At 72.6% G+C, this 17,648-nt stretch carries 14 protein-coding genes; 2 read left to right on the forward strand and 12 right to left on the reverse strand.

The features are described 5' to 3' along the window. The first annotated feature begins 7 nt into the window (after window positions 1-7). On the forward strand, window positions 8-406 hold the full coding sequence (locus IR212_RS02155) for a DUF1304 domain-containing protein (protein ID WP_194397393.1): 399 nt from the start codon (window positions 8-10) through the stop codon (window positions 404-406). Window positions 407-433: 27 nt separating this feature from the next. Here the strand turns inward: IR212_RS02155 and IR212_RS02160 are convergent, their stop codons facing one another. Both IR212_RS02160 and IR212_RS02165 read right to left on the reverse strand, forming a co-directional pair. After that, window positions 434-997 (reverse strand): thermonuclease family protein, encoded by a 564-nt coding sequence (locus IR212_RS02160; protein WP_194397394.1) that lies wholly within the window; start codon window positions 995-997, stop codon window positions 434-436. Window positions 998-1,037: 40 nt separating this feature from the next. Then, on the reverse strand, window positions 1,038-1,445 hold the full coding sequence (locus IR212_RS02165) for an LbetaH domain-containing protein (protein ID WP_194397395.1): 408 nt from the start codon (window positions 1,443-1,445) through the stop codon (window positions 1,038-1,040). Between the two features lie 338 nt (window positions 1,446-1,783). Between IR212_RS02165 and IR212_RS02170 the strand changes: the two genes are divergently transcribed. Beyond that, window positions 1,784-3,367, forward strand: coding sequence for a PucR family transcriptional regulator (locus tag IR212_RS02170; RefSeq protein ID WP_194397396.1), 1,584 nt, complete (start codon window positions 1,784-1,786; stop codon window positions 3,365-3,367). 21 nt (window positions 3,368-3,388) lie between these two features. Here IR212_RS02170 and IR212_RS02175 read toward each other — a convergent pair whose 3' ends face one another. The 10 genes from IR212_RS02175 to IR212_RS02220 all read right to left on the reverse strand — a co-directional run bounded on the left by IR212_RS02175 (window position 3,389) and on the right by IR212_RS02220 (window position 17,584). After that, complete coding sequence (locus IR212_RS02175; RefSeq protein ID WP_194397397.1) at window positions 3,389-4,819, reverse strand: NAD(P)/FAD-dependent oxidoreductase; 1,431 nt, start codon at window positions 4,817-4,819, stop codon at window positions 3,389-3,391. A 144-nt stretch (window positions 4,820-4,963) separates the two neighbouring features. Beyond that, window positions 4,964-5,521, reverse strand: coding sequence for a cysteine hydrolase family protein (locus IR212_RS02180; protein WP_194397398.1), 558 nt, complete (start codon window positions 5,519-5,521; stop codon window positions 4,964-4,966). Between the two features lie 52 nt (window positions 5,522-5,573). Beyond that, window positions 5,574-7,229 (reverse strand): amidohydrolase, encoded by a 1,656-nt coding sequence (locus tag IR212_RS02185; RefSeq protein ID WP_194397399.1) that lies wholly within the window; start codon window positions 7,227-7,229, stop codon window positions 5,574-5,576. 19 nt (window positions 7,230-7,248) lie between these two features. Next, window positions 7,249-8,178, reverse strand: coding sequence for an ABC transporter permease (locus tag IR212_RS02190; protein WP_228479442.1), 930 nt, complete (start codon window positions 8,176-8,178; stop codon window positions 7,249-7,251). Further along, entirely contained in the window at window positions 8,175-9,122 is a 948-nt protein-coding gene (locus tag IR212_RS02195; RefSeq protein ID WP_228479443.1) for an ABC transporter permease, read from the reverse strand. The genes IR212_RS02190 and IR212_RS02195 overlap by 4 nt, the downstream gene beginning before the upstream one ends. Beyond that, window positions 9,115-10,299: an ABC transporter substrate-binding protein gene (locus IR212_RS02200; RefSeq protein WP_194397400.1), complete on the reverse strand. Its 1,185-nt coding sequence runs from the start codon at window positions 10,297-10,299 to the stop codon at window positions 9,115-9,117. The genes IR212_RS02195 and IR212_RS02200 overlap by 8 nt, the downstream gene beginning before the upstream one ends. 183 nt (window positions 10,300-10,482) lie before the next feature. Beyond that, entirely contained in the window at window positions 10,483-11,670 is a 1,188-nt protein-coding gene (locus IR212_RS02205; RefSeq protein WP_194398475.1) for an ABC transporter ATP-binding protein, read from the reverse strand. Window positions 11,671-11,743: 73 nt separating this feature from the next. Beyond that, entirely contained in the window at window positions 11,744-11,980 is a 237-nt protein-coding gene (locus IR212_RS02210) for a hypothetical protein (RefSeq protein ID WP_194397401.1), read from the reverse strand. Next, a complete protein-coding gene (locus IR212_RS02215) occupies window positions 11,959-12,747 on the reverse strand; it encodes an Fpg/Nei family DNA glycosylase (RefSeq protein WP_194397402.1) in 789 nt (262 codons plus the stop codon). Before IR212_RS02215 ends, IR212_RS02210 begins: the two co-directional genes overlap by 22 nt. Then, window positions 12,740-17,584 (reverse strand): ATP-dependent helicase, encoded by a 4,845-nt coding sequence (locus IR212_RS02220; protein ID WP_194397403.1) that lies wholly within the window; start codon window positions 17,582-17,584, stop codon window positions 12,740-12,742. Before IR212_RS02220 ends, IR212_RS02215 begins: the two co-directional genes overlap by 8 nt. Between the last annotated feature and the right edge of the window lie 64 nt (window positions 17,585-17,648).

The raw sequence follows: 17,648 nt of genomic DNA on the forward strand, positions 1-17,648 counted from the left end.
TTCGCTCATGGTGGCGATCCTGGCGACGGTCTTCGCGGCGCTGGCGGCGCTGCTGCACGTGTACATCTTCGTGATGGAGAGCGTGCAGTGGTCGCAGCCGAGGATCTGGCGCCGATTCGGCGTGGCCGACCAGGCGGCCGCCGACGCGACGAAGCCGATGGCGTACAACCAGGGCTTCTACAACCTCTTCCTCGCCGTCGGAGTCGTGATCGGTCTCGTGCTGCTCTACGCCGGCGCCGACTCAGGCGCGGTGCGGGCAGCGGGGCTGGCGCTCGTGCTCTTCGGCCTCGGATCGATGGTGGCCGCCGCCCTCGTCCTGCTCACGACCGGGACGAAGTATCTGCGGCCCGCGCTCATCCAGGGGACGCTCCCGCTCATTGGCTTCGTGCTGTTCCTCTTCGCCTGACACCCCCCGACGTCCGAGCGACGTCGGTCACCCGCCGCACGCGCGCCAGCGCCCGGCCGGCTCGGACATCGCGGCGTCCTGCAGCGAACGCAGCAGCGCTTCGTGGCGGCGATTGGGCGCGTACACCTCGACGCGTGCCGCGCCCTGCGCCACCAGCTCACCGTTGACGAAGCGGCCGTCCGGCGTCCAGACGTACAGCAGCGTCCGGCCGTACCGGTCGTGGGACTCCACGTCTGCGGCCGCCCAGATCGTCGACCCCGCGGGCACGAGCGAGGTCAGCACCGCCGTCGCCTCCGCGCCCCAGCAGTCGACCTCGGGCGAGACCTCGGGGGTGTCGATCCCCAGCAGGCGGATCCGCGTCGATCCGCGGTCGCCGACGATCGGGTTGGGCGTCGCGACGCGCGCGCGGAGCGTGTCGCCGTCATGGACGCTCTCGACCGTCATCTCGAAGGCGTCGGCCGGGATCGGCGGCACAGCCGCCGCCGTCGCCCGCCGGTCCGCAGTCGCTTCCTCGCCGCGGCCGGCGAACCACCACAGCGCGGCGCCGGCGATGACGACCAGCAGGATGCCGACGAGGACACGTATGCGCACCCCGTGAGCCTACGGGCCTGTGGCGACGTCGGGAGGGTCGTCAGGCGGCCAGGCGGAGTCCGCGCTTGTCGGTGGCGACGCGCTCGCCGTCGCCGATCGTCTCATCGTCGCCGATCAGCGACCCCCCGGCGACGCGGGCGTCGTGCCCGACGTGCGTGCGGACGCCGATCTTCGCGCGCGGTCCGATCGCGGCGCGCGGACCGATGTGGGCGTGGGGCGCGATGCGGGCATCGGGTCCGATCACGGCACCGGTTTCGACCCACACGCCGCGGCCCACGTGCGCGCCCGCCGCGATCTGCACTCCCGGTTCGACGTACGCCCCCGCTTCGACGATGGCGCTCGGGTGCACCTTGGCTCCATGCGCGATCAGTCCGCGGCCATTGGCGTGCTTGCGATAGCGCAGCGTCTCACCCTGGTCGTTCTCGATGTCGACGTAGTTCTTGCCCACTGTCCCCTCCTGCGGCACCGGAAGGTGCCGAGTACAGGAATAACCTCAACCTTTGATGATTCATTCCCGCGCATCGGATGTCTTGGATGCACGGGGCTTGCCAAATCTTCGGAACCGGGATACGGAGCGGATTGCCGGGCGGGGAGCGGCTGGCGCGGGAACGTGCCGCGCGCCGCCCCGCGCAGCGCCATTCGGACAGATCGTGCGGCGATCGCCTAGGCTGGACTCGTCCCCTCCTGGAAGAAACGGCGACGATCACGGTGCCCGACCGACGCAGTGCCCGGGCGATCCACACGGATCGTCCGGCCGCCCCATCAGCGAATGAGACCCTCCCGACGGTGCGCGAGGTGATCGCGCTGGATGCTGTCGTGCAGGGGGTCCCCGAAGTGCTGGTCGGCGACGCGGCACTGAACGCGCGGGTGCGCTGGCTGCACGTCTCGGACAGCGCCGGCGTCGCCCGGCTGCTGGACGGCGGCGAGCTGCTGCTGTCCACCGGGTCGGCATGGCCCGCCGAGCCGGCCGAACTGCGCCGGTTCGTCGGCGAGCTGGCCGACGCCGGGCTCTCCGGACTCGTGCTCGAACTCGGCACGCACTACCGTGCCGTGCCGCCCGTGGTCGTCGAGGCCGCGCGCGAGCGCGGGCTCGCCCTGGTCGTGCTGCATCGCGAGGTGAAGTTCGTCACGCTCACCGAGGCGGTCCACAGCCGCATCATCACCGGCCAGACCGATGCCCTGCGTGCGCGCGACGAGGTGCGCGAGCGCTTCACAGCGCTCGTGCTGCGCGGGTCTCCCGCGGACTTCATCGTGCACCAGCTCGCGCAGACGCTCGGCGCGCCGATCGTGCTGGAGAACCTCGGCTACGAGGTGGTGGCCGCGGAGGTGCCGCTGGCGATGGAGGAGGAGCTCTTCACCGAGTGGGAGCTGCGGTCGCGGTCGGCCCACCGGCGCGCGGAGCAGCGACGTGAACGGGGGCTGCCCGCCGGCCCGGACGACTGGCTCATCGTGCCCGTCGAGGCGCGCGGCATCCGCTGGGGGAACCTCATCGCGCTCCCGGGGCCCGAGCATCCCGCAGGGCGCACCGCCGTGCTCGAACAGGGCGCCATCGCGCTCGCGGTGGGGCGGCTGGCCGACGGCGAAGTCGACGAGTGGGCGCGCATCGGCCGGCGCCGCCTGGTCGACGGCCTGCTGGCCGGGCGCTTCGCCGGCGTCGGCGGCGCAGCGGCGCGCCTGGAGGCCGCCGGCCTGCCGCTGCGCGGCGCGAAGCTGTACGGCCTGGTCGTGGCGGGTGCGCCCGTCGCGGCGGAGCGGGCGGATGCCGCAGCCCGCGCGCTCCGCGGCCGGGCCCTGGCCGGCTCGGCGCCCGCCGGAGTCGTGCCGCCTGCCGCGACCGTGCTCGTGTCGCTTCCGGCGGACGCCGTGTTCGACGACGCCGCCGTGCTCGCCTTCGCGCGATCGCTCGTCGAGCCGGCGGAGGCCGAGCGCGTGACCGTGTCGATCGGGCGCGCCGCCGAGGGCATCGACGCCGCCCTCGCCTCCGTGCACGAGGCCGTCGACCTCGCCGGGGGTCGCCGACGCCGCGCGGGCCGCGGGCCGCAGCTGCGCCGGGCTGACAACCGCCCACTCGTCCAGCTGATCACGGCGCTGCGCGACGACCACCGGGTGCTCGAGCACGGGGAGCGCATGCTGGCACCGCTCATCGCCCACGATCTGTCGCGCTCGGGCGACCTGCTGGACGTGCTCGAGGCGATGCTCGCCCACCCCGGCAACCGCACCGCGGCGGCCGGGGCATCCCACCTGTCCCGGTCGGTGTTCTACCAGCGCCTCGCGCTCATCGAGGAGCTGCTGGGCGCCGACCTCGACGACGGCGAGACGCAGACGGCCCTGCACCTCGCGCTCCTCGTGCGGAGGTCGGCGGGCCGCTGAGCCGCGTCGCGACTCCGGCCCTCACGAGTCGAACCCCAGCCCGAGGGCGTCGAGCGTCTTCAGCAGCAGGTTGCGCCGGCCCCGGTTGTGGTCGGCGCGGTCGAGCGACCACCGCGTCGCGTTGATGCCGATCGACGCGGCGGGCTCCGGCGGGAACGGCAGCGGGCGCTTGCGCACCATCTCGAGCTCCGTGCGCTCGTTCTGCACGCCGTCCAGGAGGTCGAGCATGACCGCGCCGGCGAAGCGGGTGGATCCCACACCCAGGCCCGTGAAACCGGCGGCGTAGGCGATGCGGCGGGCGCGCGCGGTGCCGAAGAACGCGGTGAACTGCGTCGACGTGTCGATGGCGCCTGCCCACTGGTGCGTGAACCGCAGCCCCTCGAGCTGCGGGAACGTGGTGAAGAAGTGGCTCGCGAGGGTGCGCCACGTCTCGGGCCGGTGCTCGTACGCGGGGTCGAGGCGGCGGCCGTAGCGGTAGATCGCGTCGTACCCGCCGAAGAGGATCCGGTTGTCCCTGCTCAGCCGGTAGTAGTGGAACTGGTTGGCGAGGTCTCCGATCCCCTGGCGGTCCTGCCACCCGATCGAGGCGAGCTGGTCGTCGGTGAGGGGCTCCGTCATGAGCACGTAGTCGTAGACCGGAACCGTCATCAGCCGGTTGCGCTTGATGAGTGACGGGAACACGTTGGTCCCGAGCGCGGCGCGTGACGCCTCGACCCGCCCGCGCTCGGTCAGCGCGTCCACTCCGGCGCCGCTCGTGTCGAGTCCCGTGACGCGCGAGCGCTCGAAGATCTCGACTCCGCGCTCTTCGCAGACCCGGGCGAGCTCGGCTGCCAGACGGGCGGGGTGGAGCATGCCGCACGCGTGCTGCTCCCACACCGCGGCGAGGTAGGTCGGGGAGTGGACGGCTGCCTGCGCCTCGTCCTGATCGAGATAGACCACGCCCTCCTCGCCCTCGGCCGCCCATTCCTTCAGCCAGTCGACCTGATGCGGTTCGACGGCGGGGGCCAGCTGCCCGGTGCGCTCGAACTGGAAGTCCATGCCGTAGCGCGCCTCGGCGGCCTCGATCGCATCGAGGTTCTCGCGCCCGAGGCGCTCGAGCACCGGCATCTCGTCGGGCCATCGGGCCATGCCGTTCTCGTGACCGTGGGTGAGGCTCGCCTCGCAGAACCCGCCGTTGCGACCGGACGCTGCCCACCCCACCCGCTGCGCCTCGAGGACGACGACCTTGGCACCGGGATCGCGCTCGGTGGCGAGCAGCGCCGTCCACAGGCCCGTGTAACCGCCCCCGACGACCACGAGGTCCGCGCGCGTCGTCCCGTTGAGCGCGGGCCGGTCGGGCGTGAGGGCTGCGGGAAGGTCGTCCCGCCAGAAGATCGCGTGCTTCGTGTCGGCGAGGGAGTGCTGGACGACGGATGCTGCCGGCCGCTGTCTTTCGAAGACGGTCGTGCCCACGGGTATCAACTCCGATGCGAAGAGGGTGATCCCATCCTGACGGGTCGACGCCGCGGCCGGGGGCGGACGGTGTCGGGAGTTGCCGCGCGGGTCGGACAGGTTGTCGCGCCGCGGGGTCAGCCGCCCGCAGCCCGGCGCCCGGCCTCAGCGGGAGGCGAGCTCGCCCGCGAGCGCCTGCGCCGTGGAGACGCGCGCGTACGTGCCGTCCAGCGCCGCCATGAACGCCGCGTGCACCTGGGCGCCGGGGACGGTCCGGTCGCCGAGCGTGAGGTCGGGCGCGGCGCACGCGTCCTCCGCCACCGCGAGGGGGAAGCCGAGATCGGATGCCGCACGCACCGTGGCATCCACGCACATGCTCGACATCATCCCGGCCACGACGATCTCGTCCGGCGCTGCTGCGCGCAGCAGCGCCTCCAGCCCGGTGCCGAGGAACGCGTTCGGCTCGTGCTTGACCACGACGTGCTCCTCGCCGTCCGGCGCGACGCGGGCGTCGAACTGCGCTCCCGGCGAGCCCGGCGCGAGGAACGAGGCATCCGCGTCGTCCGACACATGCTGCACGTGCACGACCCGCTGGCCGGTCGTGCGGAAGCCGGCGAGCAGGCCTGCGGCGGCGTCGGCGGCGGCATCCGCTCCCACCAGCGGGCGTCGCCCGCCGGGGAAGTAGTCGCGCTGGATGTCGATGAGCAGCAGGAGTCGGGTCACCGCAACAGCATAGGAGCCCCCCGCGGGCAGCGAGCGGGCGAGCGGGGAGCGGTCAGGCATCGGGGGCGGCGAAGACGCGCTCGCCCTCGACGAAGGTCTGCAGCGTGCGGGTCGCGCCGATCGCGTCGGCGGGTCCGGCGAACGGATCGCGGTCGAGCACGACGAGGTCAGCGAGCTTTCCGACCTCGATGGTGCCGGTGACGTCGTCGAGGTGGTTGACCCACGCCGAGCCCGCGGTGTACGCGGTGAGCGACGTCGCCAGGTCGATCGCCTGCTCGGGAAGGAAGGGATCGTACTCGCCCTCCTCGTGTCCGGGCGCCGCGGTGCGGTTTACCGCGGTGTGGATCGCCGCCATCGGGTCGGGCGTGGACACGGACCAGTCGCTTCCCGCCGCGAGGACCGCGCCGGCGCGCAGCAGGTCGCCGAAGGGGTACTGCCACGCGCTGCGGGCCTCGCCGAGGAAGGGCAGCGTCAGCTCGACCATCTGCGGCTCGTAGGTCGCCCACAGCGACTGCATGTTCGCCGCGACGCCCAGATCGCGGAACCGCGGCACGTCTTCCGGGTGCACGACCTGGATGTGGGCGATGTGGTGGCGGTTGTCACGGGCGCCGTTGCGCGCGATCGCGTGTTCGACGGCGTCGAGGCACTGCCGTACGGCGCGGTCGCCGATCGCGTGGAAGTGCACCTGGATGCCCTCGGCGTCCAGCAGCGGCACGGCCTCGTTGAGGATCTCCGGGGGGACGAACGAGATGCCGGAATTGTCGGTGAAGTGCCCGTGCCCGTCGTGGTACGGCTCGAGCATCGCGGCGGTGAAGTTCTCTGCGACGCCGTCCTGCATGACCTTGACCGACGTGGCGGTGAAGCGGCCGCCCCGGTACCGCTTGCGGCGCTCGAGGATCGAAGGGATCTGCTCGACCCCCTTCGTGCGGTCCCACCAGATGGCGCCGACCACCCGCGCCGTCAGCGTCCCTGCGGACGCCGCCTGCAGGTACGCGGGACCCGGGTCGCCGGCATCCCCGTACGATCCGACGATGGCGTCCTGCCACGCGGTGATGCCCAGCGAGTGCAGGTAGCCCTGGGCCAGGAGCAGCGCCTCGGTGAGACGCTCGATCGGCTCCTCGGGGAGCAGGCGGTTGACGAGCGTCATGGCCCCCTCGTGGAGGGTCCCGGAGGGCGCTCCGTCGGGGCGGCGTTCGATGCGGCCGTCGGCGGGGTCGGGAGTGTCGCGATCGATCCCCGCGCGCCGGAGCGCGGCGGAGTTCACCCACGCCCCGTGGCCGTCGCGGTTGGGGAAGAAGGCCGGCCGGCCGCCGGTCACCGTGTCGAGGGCCGTCGCCGTCGGCGTGCCACCCGGGAACGCCGACATCTGCCAGCCGCCGCCGAGGATCCACTCGTCATCGGGGTGCTCGCTGACGTATCGCGCGATCGCGTCGAGGTAGTCCGGCGCCGTGCCGAGCGCCGAGAGGTCGCAGCGCAGCATGTCGAGGCCGCCCCATACCGGGTGGACGTGGGCGTCCTGGAACCCGGGGATCAGCATGCGCCCGCGGAGGTCGACCACCTCGGTCGACGGGCCGACGAGCTCAGCGAGATCGCCCGGCGAGACGGCCAGGATGCGGCCGTCCCGGACGGCGACCGAGCCCGCGCGGGACCGCACGGTGTTCGCCGTGAAGACCGGGCCGCCGGTGAAGACGAGGTCGGCGTAGGTCACAGCGGGGTCCTCCCTGGGCTCAGCCGCCCGTCATGGTGCGGGCGATCTGCGTCGCCGAGTCGCCGGCGCGCCGGAGCACGAGCGCGACGAGCGCGAGGGCGACAAGGGTCAGCAGCAGCATGATCGTCGACACCGCGGCGACCTCGGGTCGCAGCCCCGACCGGACGGCGCTCAGCACGTAGACCGGCCACGGCGTCGTGCCCGACACCTGCACGAAAGCGGCGACGATGGTGTTGTCGAGGCTCAGCGTGAACGCCAGGAGGAACCCGGCGAGCACCGCGGGCATCGCGAGGGCGAGGGTCACGCGGCGGAAGGTCGTGAACGGCTTGGCGTAGAGGTCTGCGGATGCCTCCTCCAGGTGCGCGTCCTGCCCGACCAGGCGGGCACGCACGATGTACGAGACCACGGCTGTCGCGAACAGCGACGAGCCGACCGAGAGGCGCACGATGCCGTCGTTGAACATGGTGAGGCCGAGATCCTGGCCGAGGAACACCAGCCACGGCAGGAGTGCGACGGCGTCGACGATCTCGGGGGTCACCGACACCAGCAGGAGCAGTCCGAGGAACCACCAGACCCACCTGCCCGGGTGGCGCGCCATGGCGATGCCGGCGAGCGTGCCGAGGACCGTCGCGATGACCGCGGCGATCAGCGCGGTGATGAGCGACACCCGCACCGCGCTCTGGATCGCGGGCTTCTCGAGGATCGTGGCGAAGGCGTCGAACCCGAAGCCGTCCCACGAGACCAGCAGGCGCCCGGTGTTGAAGGAGTAGATCACGATGACGATGATCGGCAGGAACAGGAAGAGCATCACCAGGACGCCCCACACGTTCAGCGCGATGTCCGACCACGATCGCCGTGCCCGCCGGCGGGCCGCCCGCGGCGTGCGGGGGTCGGGCTGCTGCGCCTGCAGGATCGTCTCGGTCGCGGTCATGGTCTCGGGGGGAGTCACGTCGTCACCTCCGCGGCCGCGGCGGGCGCGGCATCCGTCTTCGGGGTCCCGCCATCCGCACCGAGCGTGAGCCGGTTCCGGTGACGGAAGGGCAGTGCGATCAGCCAGATGAGCACGGCCGCGACGCCGATCGTCACCATGATCACGAGCATCAGCAGCACCGCCATGGCCGAGCCCAGCGCCCAGTTCTGCGCCGTCTGGAACTGGCTGGCGACCAGCTGCCCGACCATGTTGCCCTTCGCGCCGCCGAGCACGGTCGCGGTGATGTAGTCGCCCATCAGCGGGATGAACACCAGCAGCACGCCTGCGATGATGCCGGGCTGCGAGAGGGGAAGCGTCACGCGGAAGAACGTGGTCGCCTTGCCGGCGCCGAGATCCTTCGACGCCTCGCGCAGCGCCGGGCCCACGCGATCGAACGCGACGAACAGCGGCAGGATCATGAGCGGCAGGTAGTTGTAGACGACGCCGATGACGACCGCCGTCCGCGTGTACAGCAGCTCCAGCGGGCCGTCGAGCACCCCGATTCCCTGCAGGAGCGCGGAGAGCCACCCCTCGGGGGCGAGGATCACCTGCCACCCGATCGTGCGCACGAGGAAGTTGGTCCAGAACGGCACCAGCACCAGCGCGATGAGCAGGCCGCGCCGCTGCGGCTTGACCTTGAACGCCATCCAGTACGCCACGGGCGCGCCGATGAGGAAGCACAGCACGGTTCCGATCACGCCCACCCACAGGGTGTTCGCGAAGGTCGCGAAGAAGGTCGGCGACACCGCCTCGAGATACCGGTCGAACGAAAGGATGTCGTTCGCGTGGGTGCCGAAGACACCGGGCTTGTAGCCGAAGCTGAACCACACCACCATCGCGACCGGCGCGACGAAGAACAGCAGCAGCCACACCCACGCCGGGACGGCGAGCGCGGCTCCCGCCGAACGGCGGCTCTCAGGCACCGGCAGCGGCCTTCATCTCGTTGTAGATCTCCACGCGGGTGGTCTGCGAGTCGTTGAGCTCCTGCTCGTGCATCGTCTCGAGCTGCTCGGGCGTGAAGAAGATCATGTCGGCGTATTCCAGGCCGGCCTCGGTCGCGGCGGCCTCCATGTCCTTGCCGCCGACGTTGTAGCCGATGTAGTCGAGGTTCAGCGCGAGGTTCTCGGGGGTCATCGAGAAGTCGATGAACGCATGGGCGGCCTCGGGGTGCGGCGCGCCGGCGGCGATGGCCCAGTTGTCCATCCACAGCTCGGTCTGCGGGCCCGGCAGCACCCACTGCCAGCGGTCGGGCTCGCTCGACTCGAGCAGCCCGAGACGGGCGTCGCCGTTCCACGCCTGCATCAGCACCTGGGTCCCCTGCGGGATGGCGTTCGTGCCGGGGTAGGAGTCGAAGGCCGAGATGTGCGGGGCGATCTGCTCGACGAGGAACTGCCGGCACGCCTCGAGCTCGGCGGGGTCGTCGGTGTTCCAGTCCGTGTCGTTCGCCCAGAAGTAGGCGCCGATGATGCCGGCCGGGTCGTCGGACATCGCCGTCTTGCCGCTGGCCTCGTTCTGGGCGGCGTCGAAGAAGTCGGCCCAGGTGCGCAGCTCACGGGTGATGACCGTCTTGTCGTAGACGAATCCCGTGGTGCCCCACGCCTTGCAGACGGAGTAGTCGTTGCCGGGGTCCCACGCCCGGCCGAGGAAAGCCGGGTCCATGTTGGCCATGTTCGGCAGGAGGTCCTTGTTGAACTTCGTCAGCAGGCCGTTCTCGATCATCTGCGGGATGAAGACGCCGGTCGGGACGACGATGTCGTACCCCGAGGTGCCCTTCGCGGCCACGAGCTTGGCGATGAGCTCCTCGTTCGAGGAGTACGAGTCGAGCGTCACCTTCGGGCCGAGCTCGTCCGTGAACGCAGCGACGACATCGGGCGAGTCGTAGTCGCCCCACGTGTACACCGAGAGGGTGCTCTCGAGGTCGCCGCCCGTCGCCTGGGGCGCGGGGGATCCGCTGCCGCCCGGCGAGCACGCGGCCAGCACCGTCGCGCCGCCGGCGAGGGCGGCCAGGCTCAGGAAGCGGCGGCGCGACAGTTCGCGCACGATCGACGGAGCGGATCCCTCGGGAGCGAGGATGCGAAGCGGGTTCCGAGGCTGGGTCACGAGGGCTCCTGGTTCGGGTCGGATGCTGCGGGACGGATGCCGCGGCGGCGGCTCGCCCGTCGGGCACGGGGTCGGTCGCGGGATGGGTCGGGTTCGGAGTGGGTCGGGTTCGGGGGTGGGTCGGGTTCGGGGGTCGGGGTCGGGTTCGGTCGTCGGGATGCGTGGTCCGGGTGGGAGGCCGGGTCAGGCCGTCGGGGGCGCGATGTATCCGCCCTGCTCGGCGGCGCCCTCGTCGGCCGCGGGGAAGAGGAGGACGTGGTGGGCGGCCCACGTGCAGACGACGTCATCCCCGAGCGTGAGCGACGGCGCGTCGGGCGTCGGGCGCCGGACGATGAGGCTCTGGTCCGGGCCGAGCCGCACGAGGTACTGCATCGTGTCGCCGAGGTGCGAGACGCCGATCAGCTCGCCGCGCGTCGTGTTCGCCTCGGCGGCGGTGGCGCCGTACGCGGCGTCGCGCTCGATGCGGATGTACTCGGGACGCACGGCGGCCTCGCCGAGGTTCGTGCCGGTGAGCACCGGGGCGCCGGCCCGCACCAGGGCGTGCGGGGAGGCGATGGCGGCCCCCGCCTCGGCGGTCGGACCGCGGAAGAAGTTCTGCTGACCGACGAATGCGGCCACGTAGGCGGACGCCGGACGGGCGTAGACCGTGTCGGCGTCGGCCAGCTGCTCGATGCGGCCCGAGCGCATGATCGCGATGCGGTCGCTCATCGAGAGCGCCTCGCCCTGGTCGTGGGTCACGAAGATGAAGGTGATGCCCAGGCGCGACTGGAGGAGCTTCAGCTCCAGCTGCATCTCCTCGCGGAGCTGGCGGTCCAGCGCGCCCAGCGGCTCGTCGAGGAGCAGCACCGCCGGCCGGTTCACGAGTGCGCGCGCCAGCGCGATGCGCTGCTGCTGGCCGCCCGACAGCTGCGTCGGCTTGCGGTCGCCGAATCGCCGCATCTGCACCAGGTCGAGGGCCTGCGTCACCCGCTCGCGCACCTCCGCCTTCGGCGTGCGGCGCTGCTGCAGGCCGTAGGCGACGTTCTCGGCGACCGACAGGTGCGGGAACAGCGCGTACGCCTGGAAGACCGTGTTCACGTCGCGCCGGTAGGGCGGGACGCCGCGCACCGGGCGTCCGGAGATGCGGATGTCTCCGGCATCCGGCTGCTCGAATCCCGCGAGCATGCGCAGGGTCGTGGTCTTGCCGCAGCCCGACGGGCCCAGCAGCGAGATGAACTCGCCGGGCTGCACGGTGAGCGAGAGGTCGTCGACGGCGGCGTGGTCGCCGTAGTACTTCGTCACCCCCGAGAGGATCACGGCGCCGCGGGCGTCACCGCTGCCGGTGGGAACCTCCGCAGCCGGATTCGCTTCGGTCGCCATGCCTGTGGACATCGTCACCTCGGGAGGTCCTTCGGGTCGTCGGGTCGCGCGGCGCTGCGCGACCCCTTTCGGGTGTGTCAGGTATTCAATAGCCCGCGGTGCGGCCCTGCAACGCGCCCGAGAGCGAACCGGACGATCCGCGGCGGCGCATGCCTTCGGCCCGACAGATCGTCCGGACGCGTGTAACGAGCGCGCTACCGCGGGGTTTCGAGGCCGATGCGTCGTGGTCGTGCGTCCAGCCGCTCGCGACGACGACGATCCGTCCGTCGCGCATCGTGACGAAAACGTGCTGCAGGGCGGTCACCGCTGGCAGGTCGGGCACCAGAAGACGATGCGCTCGCGCGTGGGATCCGCCCCCAGACTGCCGCCGCGGATCAGCGTTCCGCAGCGACGGCACGGGCGGCCTTCCCGCCGGTACACCCACGTGGAGCGGCCCGGGCGGGAGTCGCCGGTGAAGGTGCGCCCCGACCGATCCCGGTTGGCGCGGATCATGCGCGCGCCCAGGTCGACCGCGGCGGCGGCGTCCACCTCGGTGGCGGGGGTGGTGGGAAGGACGCCGCGGACGAAGAGGATCTCGTTGGCGTACTCGTTGCCGAACCCGGCGACATTGCGCTGGTCCTGGATGGCGACATGGACGGGACGTGTGTCGGCCGCCAGTCGCCGCGCCGCCTCGACGGGATCCCACGCGTCCGACAGCGGGTCGGGCCCCAGGTGGCCGACCAGCTGCTCCTCGTCGGCCGTGGGCACCACCGTGATGTCGGCGAGGTCGAAACCCACGGTCTCCCATTCCGCCCCGTCGGGGGCGGTCGCCCCGATGACGGCTCGCGCGCGGAAGGCGGCGGCGTGCCAGCGCTCGCCGCGTCGGTAGACGTGCCATTCGCCCTCCATCTTGAGGTGGGTGTGGAGGGTCCACGTCCCGATGCGGTGGAGGAGGTGCTTGCCGCGCGAGACGACCTCGTGCACGACCTCGCCGCGCAGGTCGACGGTGGCCACCTGCGGCACGCGCAGCTCGAACCGGGTCACGGTCGCGCCGGCGAGAGCCGCGTTCAGCCGCCGGGCGGCGCGGAAGACGGTGTCGCCCTCAGGCACGCGCGCCCTCGCGCAGCACGTCGCCGGCGGTGAGCCGGCGCAGGGTGAGCCCTCGCGGCGACTCGACGAACCCGGCCTCGCGCAGCGCACGGCCGGACCCGGTGCCGTAGACGAACTCTCCGTTGACCTGCTCGACAGTGAGGGTGTCGAGGCGCCGGGCACGCGCCGTCGCTGCGAGATCCTTCGCGGCCGCCGTCAGCACGCCCTCATCGCCGGTGAAGGCGAGGGCGGACTTGCCGCCCCGCTCGAGGTACAGGGCGAGCTCTCCGTCGACCAGCACGACCAGCGCACCGGCCTTGCGGCCGGGCCGATGGCCGACGCCCTCGAGCGCCGGCCAGGCGAGCGCCGCGCCGTACGGGTTGGCGGGGTCGGTGGCGGCGAGCGTCACCGTCCGCAGCGGCGGCGGGTCGGGCAGGCCGGCGAACTCGCGCAGCCGGTCGACCGTCGCGGATGCGGCGAACTGGGCGGCGCCGAGCTTCTCGACGACGTAGCCCCGGCGGCAGTGCCCGGCTTCCTCGAAGCCGGCGAGCACGCGGTAGACCTGGGCGAAGCCGCCCGGCACGCCCTCGGACTGCACGGCCCCGCGCGTCACCACGCCGTACCGGTCGAGTAGGAGGCCGGCGGTCGCCGTCGCGCGCAGCGCGGCGTCGGGCTCGGCTTCGGGCAGCAGCGACCAGCGGCCGCCGATCGCCGGCGGGCGCGCGGGCACCGAGGAGGCGACGGTGCGCACCGCCGCGCCCCGGTACAGGCGGGCCCGGGGCGCCCGCCTGCTGACCCGGTGCGCCTGCGACCCGCCCGACACGAGCCCGCGCACGGGGGCGAAGGTGTCGTTCGTCACGCGTCCCGACCACGTCAGCCGCCACAGCGCCTCGATGACCGACTGCTCGTTGTCTGCGCCCGTGGTCTGCTTCAGCTGCGCGGCGAAGTACGCGCCTCCGCTCGCGAGCGCCGCGAGCAGCTGGGCGTCCAGCGACCCGGGCGCGGGATCCTCCGCCTCGTCGGGGAGCGTGAGGGTGAGCGACACGGCGTCGGCGGGGTGCAGCGCGATCCAGCCGTCCCTTCCCGGCAGGCTGCCGTGCCCCGACCAGACCACTTCACCCGTCGCCGTCAGCTCGTCCAGCATCCCCGGCGTGTAGTCCGCCACCCGCGCCGGGAGCACCAGCGACTCCCAGGCGCTCGCCGGAATCGGCACGCCGGCCAGCTGCTCGACGACCGCGGCGACCCCGTCGACGCCCTCGAGCGGTCGCTTGACGTGCTGCCACACCGGCAGGAACCGCGCGTACGCAGGCTGCGGCACCGGTTCGACGCTGCCGCGGATCGCCGCGAGCGAGCGCATCCGCAGCCGCCGCAGCACCTCCGCGTCGCACCACTCCGCCTCATCGCCCCGGGTGGCGTCGCCGGTGCCGGAGGCCGTCTGAGGGTCGGGCAGGAAGAACCCGCTGGTGACGCGCCCCTGTGATTCGAGGCGCTGCAGCGTCAGCCGCGCGACCGCCACGCCGATGCCGAGGCGCTCGGCGGCGGCATCCGCGGTGAAGGGTCCGTGCGTGCGGGCGTACCGCGCGATGAGGTCGCCGAGGGGATCGGCCACGGGCTCGAGGAAGGCGGTCGGGATGCCGACGGGCAGGGCGGCGCCGAGCGCGTCGCGCAGGCGCCCGGCATCTTCGATGGCGGCGATCCGGGTGATCCCCGCGAGGGTGACCGGGATCGCCCGGCGCGCGGTCACGAGGGCGTCCAGCAGGGCGGATGCCTCGGACGCGGTGGCCTGCCCGTCCGACGTGCCGTCGGCGGCCGGCTTGAGCCGGGCCGCGACCTCCTCCGCATCCAGCGGGCCGAGGATCCGCAGCAGGTCGGCCACGCCCTCGACTCCGCGGGCGCGGCGCTCCGGGTCGAGTCGCTGGGCCTCGCGCTCGAACTGCGCGATCACGTCGGGGTCGAGCAGCTCCCTCATCTCGACCTTGCCGAGCAGCTCCGACAGCAGCGCCGGGTCGACCGACAGCGCGGCGGCCCTGCGCTCGGCGAGCGGGGAGTCGCCCTCGTACATGAACGCGCCGACGTAGCCGAACAGCAGGTCGCGTGCGAACGGCGACGGCTGGGCGGGCTCGGTCTCGATCAGCCGGATGCGGCGCTCGCCGATCCCGCGCATGAGGCGCAGCAGGGCCGGCACGTCGTAGACGTCCTGCAGCACTTCGCGGAGCGTCTCGAGGATGATCGGGAACGTCGGGTACCGGCGTGCCACCTCGAGCAGTTGCGCGGAGCGCTGGCGCTGCTGCCACAGCGGGGTGCGCTTGCCGGGGTTGCGTCGCGGCATGAGGAGGGCCCGCGCGGCGCACTCCCGGAAGCGGGAGGCGAACAGCGCCGAGCCGCCCACCTCCTCGGTCACGATCTGGTCGAGCTCGTCGGGGTCGAACACGAAGAGGTCCGCGCCGGGCGGCTCGGCCGTGGCATCCGGGATCCGCGCGATGATGCCGTCGTCGCTCGCGACAGCCGAGCCGTCCACGCCGAGCCGCTCGCGGATGCGGGCGTTAACGGCGAGCGCCCAGGGCGCGTGCACCTGCATGCCGTACGGGGAATGAAGGATCACGCGCCAGTCGCCGACCTCGTCGCGGCCGCGCTCGACCGTCAGCTGCCGGTCGGTCGGGAGCGTGCCGGTGGCCTCGCGCTGCTCGGCGAGGTAGGCCAGCAGGTTGTCCTGCGCGTATTCGTCGAGGCCGGCCTCGCGCAGGCGCGCCTCGGCCTTGTCGGGCTTCGCGGTCGACACCTCGCGGGAGAACCTCCCCAGCGCCTCGCCGAGCTCTGCGGGACGCCCGATGCCGTCGCCGTGCCAGAACGGGACCTTGCCCGGCTGCCCGAAGGCGGGCACCACGTTGACCCGGTCGTGGGTGATCTCGACGATCCGCCAGCTCGTCGTGCCGAGTGTGAACACGTCGTTCACCCGCGACTCGTAGACCATCTCCTCGTCGAGCTCGCCGACACGCGCGTTCTGCGACTCTCCGGCGATGAAGACGCCGAACAGGCCGCGATCGGGGATGGTGCCGCCGCTCGTGACGGCGATGTGCTGGGCGCCCGGTCGCCCGGTCAGGACGCCGAGATCCCGGTCCCAGATCACGCGGGGCCGGAGCTCGGCGAACTCGTCGGACGGGAAGCGGCCCGCGATCAGGTCGAGCGTCGCCTCATAGGCGGAGCGGGGGAGGGACCGGAACGGCGCGCTGCGCTTGAGGGTCTCGTACCACCCCTCGACGTCGACCGGGCCGACCGCGGCGGCGGCCACCGTCTGCTGCGCGAGGATGTCGAGCGGATTCTGCGGAATGGCGATGGCCTCGATCTGGCCTGCCAGCATGCGCTCGGTCACGATCGCGGTGTGCAGCACGTCGCTGCGGTGCTTCGGGAAGAGCGCGGCCCGGCTGACCTCGCCCACCTGGTGGCCGGCGCGCCCGATCCGCTGCAGCCCCGAGGCCGCACTCGGCGGCGCCTCGACCTGGATGACGAGGTCGACGGCGCCCATGTCTATGCCGAGCTCGAGACTCGACGTCGCCACCACGCAGCGGAGGACTCCCGACTTCAGCTCCTCCTCGACCTGCGCCCGCTGCTCCTTCGAGACGGAGCCGTGATGTGCTTTGGCGAGCACCGGGTCGGCGCCGGCCGTCGCGCCGGCCTGCGCCATCATCGCGGCGGGCACGCTCGAGTCGGGCAGCTGCAGTCCGAGCCGCTCCGAGTAGATCTCGTTCAGCCGGCCGGTGAGTCGCTCGGCGAGGCGCCGGGAGTTGCAGAAGACGATGGTCGACCGGTGCTGCACGATGCGGTCGACGATCGCCTCCTCCACGTGTGGCCACACCGAGCCGGTGATCTCGGTCTCGCCGCCGCCCGCCGCGCGGGGCCGCCCGGACGAGCCGTCCTGGAACCAGTCCTCGTCGATCGGCTCGGTCTCGGGATCCGCGGATGCCCCGGCCGAGGCATCCGTCCCCGTCCCTGCCGCCGGATCCGACGAGGAGGCGCTCGGCGGCGGCGGAGGGTTGAGCATGTCGTCGATCGGGACGACGACCCGCATGTCGAAGGCCTTGGAGGCGCGGGGCGCGACGATCTCGACCGGCTCGGCCCCGCCGAGGAACCGCGCCACCTCGTCGATCGGGCGGACTGTCGCCGACAGTCCGATGCGCTGGGCGGGCGGCGCGTCGGCTGCGAAGGACCGGCGCAGCGCGTCGAGCCGCTCGAGGCTCACGGCGAGGTGCGCGCCGCGCTTGGTCGCCGCGACCGCGTGCACCTCGTCGACGATCACCGTGTGGACGTCGCGCAGGGTCTCGCCGGCGCGGCTGGTGAGCATGAGGTACAGCGACTCGGGCGTGGTGATGAGGATGTCGGGCGGAGCCTGCACGAGCTTGCGCCGGTCGGAGGCCGGCGTGTCGCCGGACCGCACGCCGACCGTGACGTCGGGGACGCGGAGTCCGAGCCGCCGTGCCGACTGGCCGATGCCGACCAGCGGGGAGCGCAGGTTGCGCTCGACGTCGACGCCCAGCGCTTTCAGGGGGGAGATGTAGAGGATGCGCGTCGCGGGAGCGGGGGCATCCGCTCGCCTCCTCCGGCGGGCCGGGACGCCGCTCGATGCCGGCTCGCCTCGTTCGGCTGCGCCGGCGGGCGCCGCCGCCTTGTCGTGGAACACCCGGTCGATCGCCCACAGGAACGCCGACAGCGTCTTGCCCGAGCCGGTCGGCGCGACCACGAGTGCGTGCTTTCCGGCGGAGATGGCCTCCCACGCGCCCGTCTGCGCGTCGGTCGGCGCGGCGAAGGCGCCGCGGAACCAGTCCCGCGTGGCAGGACCGAATCGCTCCAGGACGTCGCCCATCCCTCCATCTTCGCCGGGATCTCCGACATCGGGCCGGTTCCGGCGCCGCCGGCGGTTAGAGTCG

The sequence above is a fragment of the Microbacterium atlanticum genome, from assembly GCF_015277815.1.
Taxonomy (GTDB): Bacteria; Actinomycetota; Actinomycetes; order Actinomycetales; family Microbacteriaceae; genus Microbacterium; species Microbacterium atlanticum.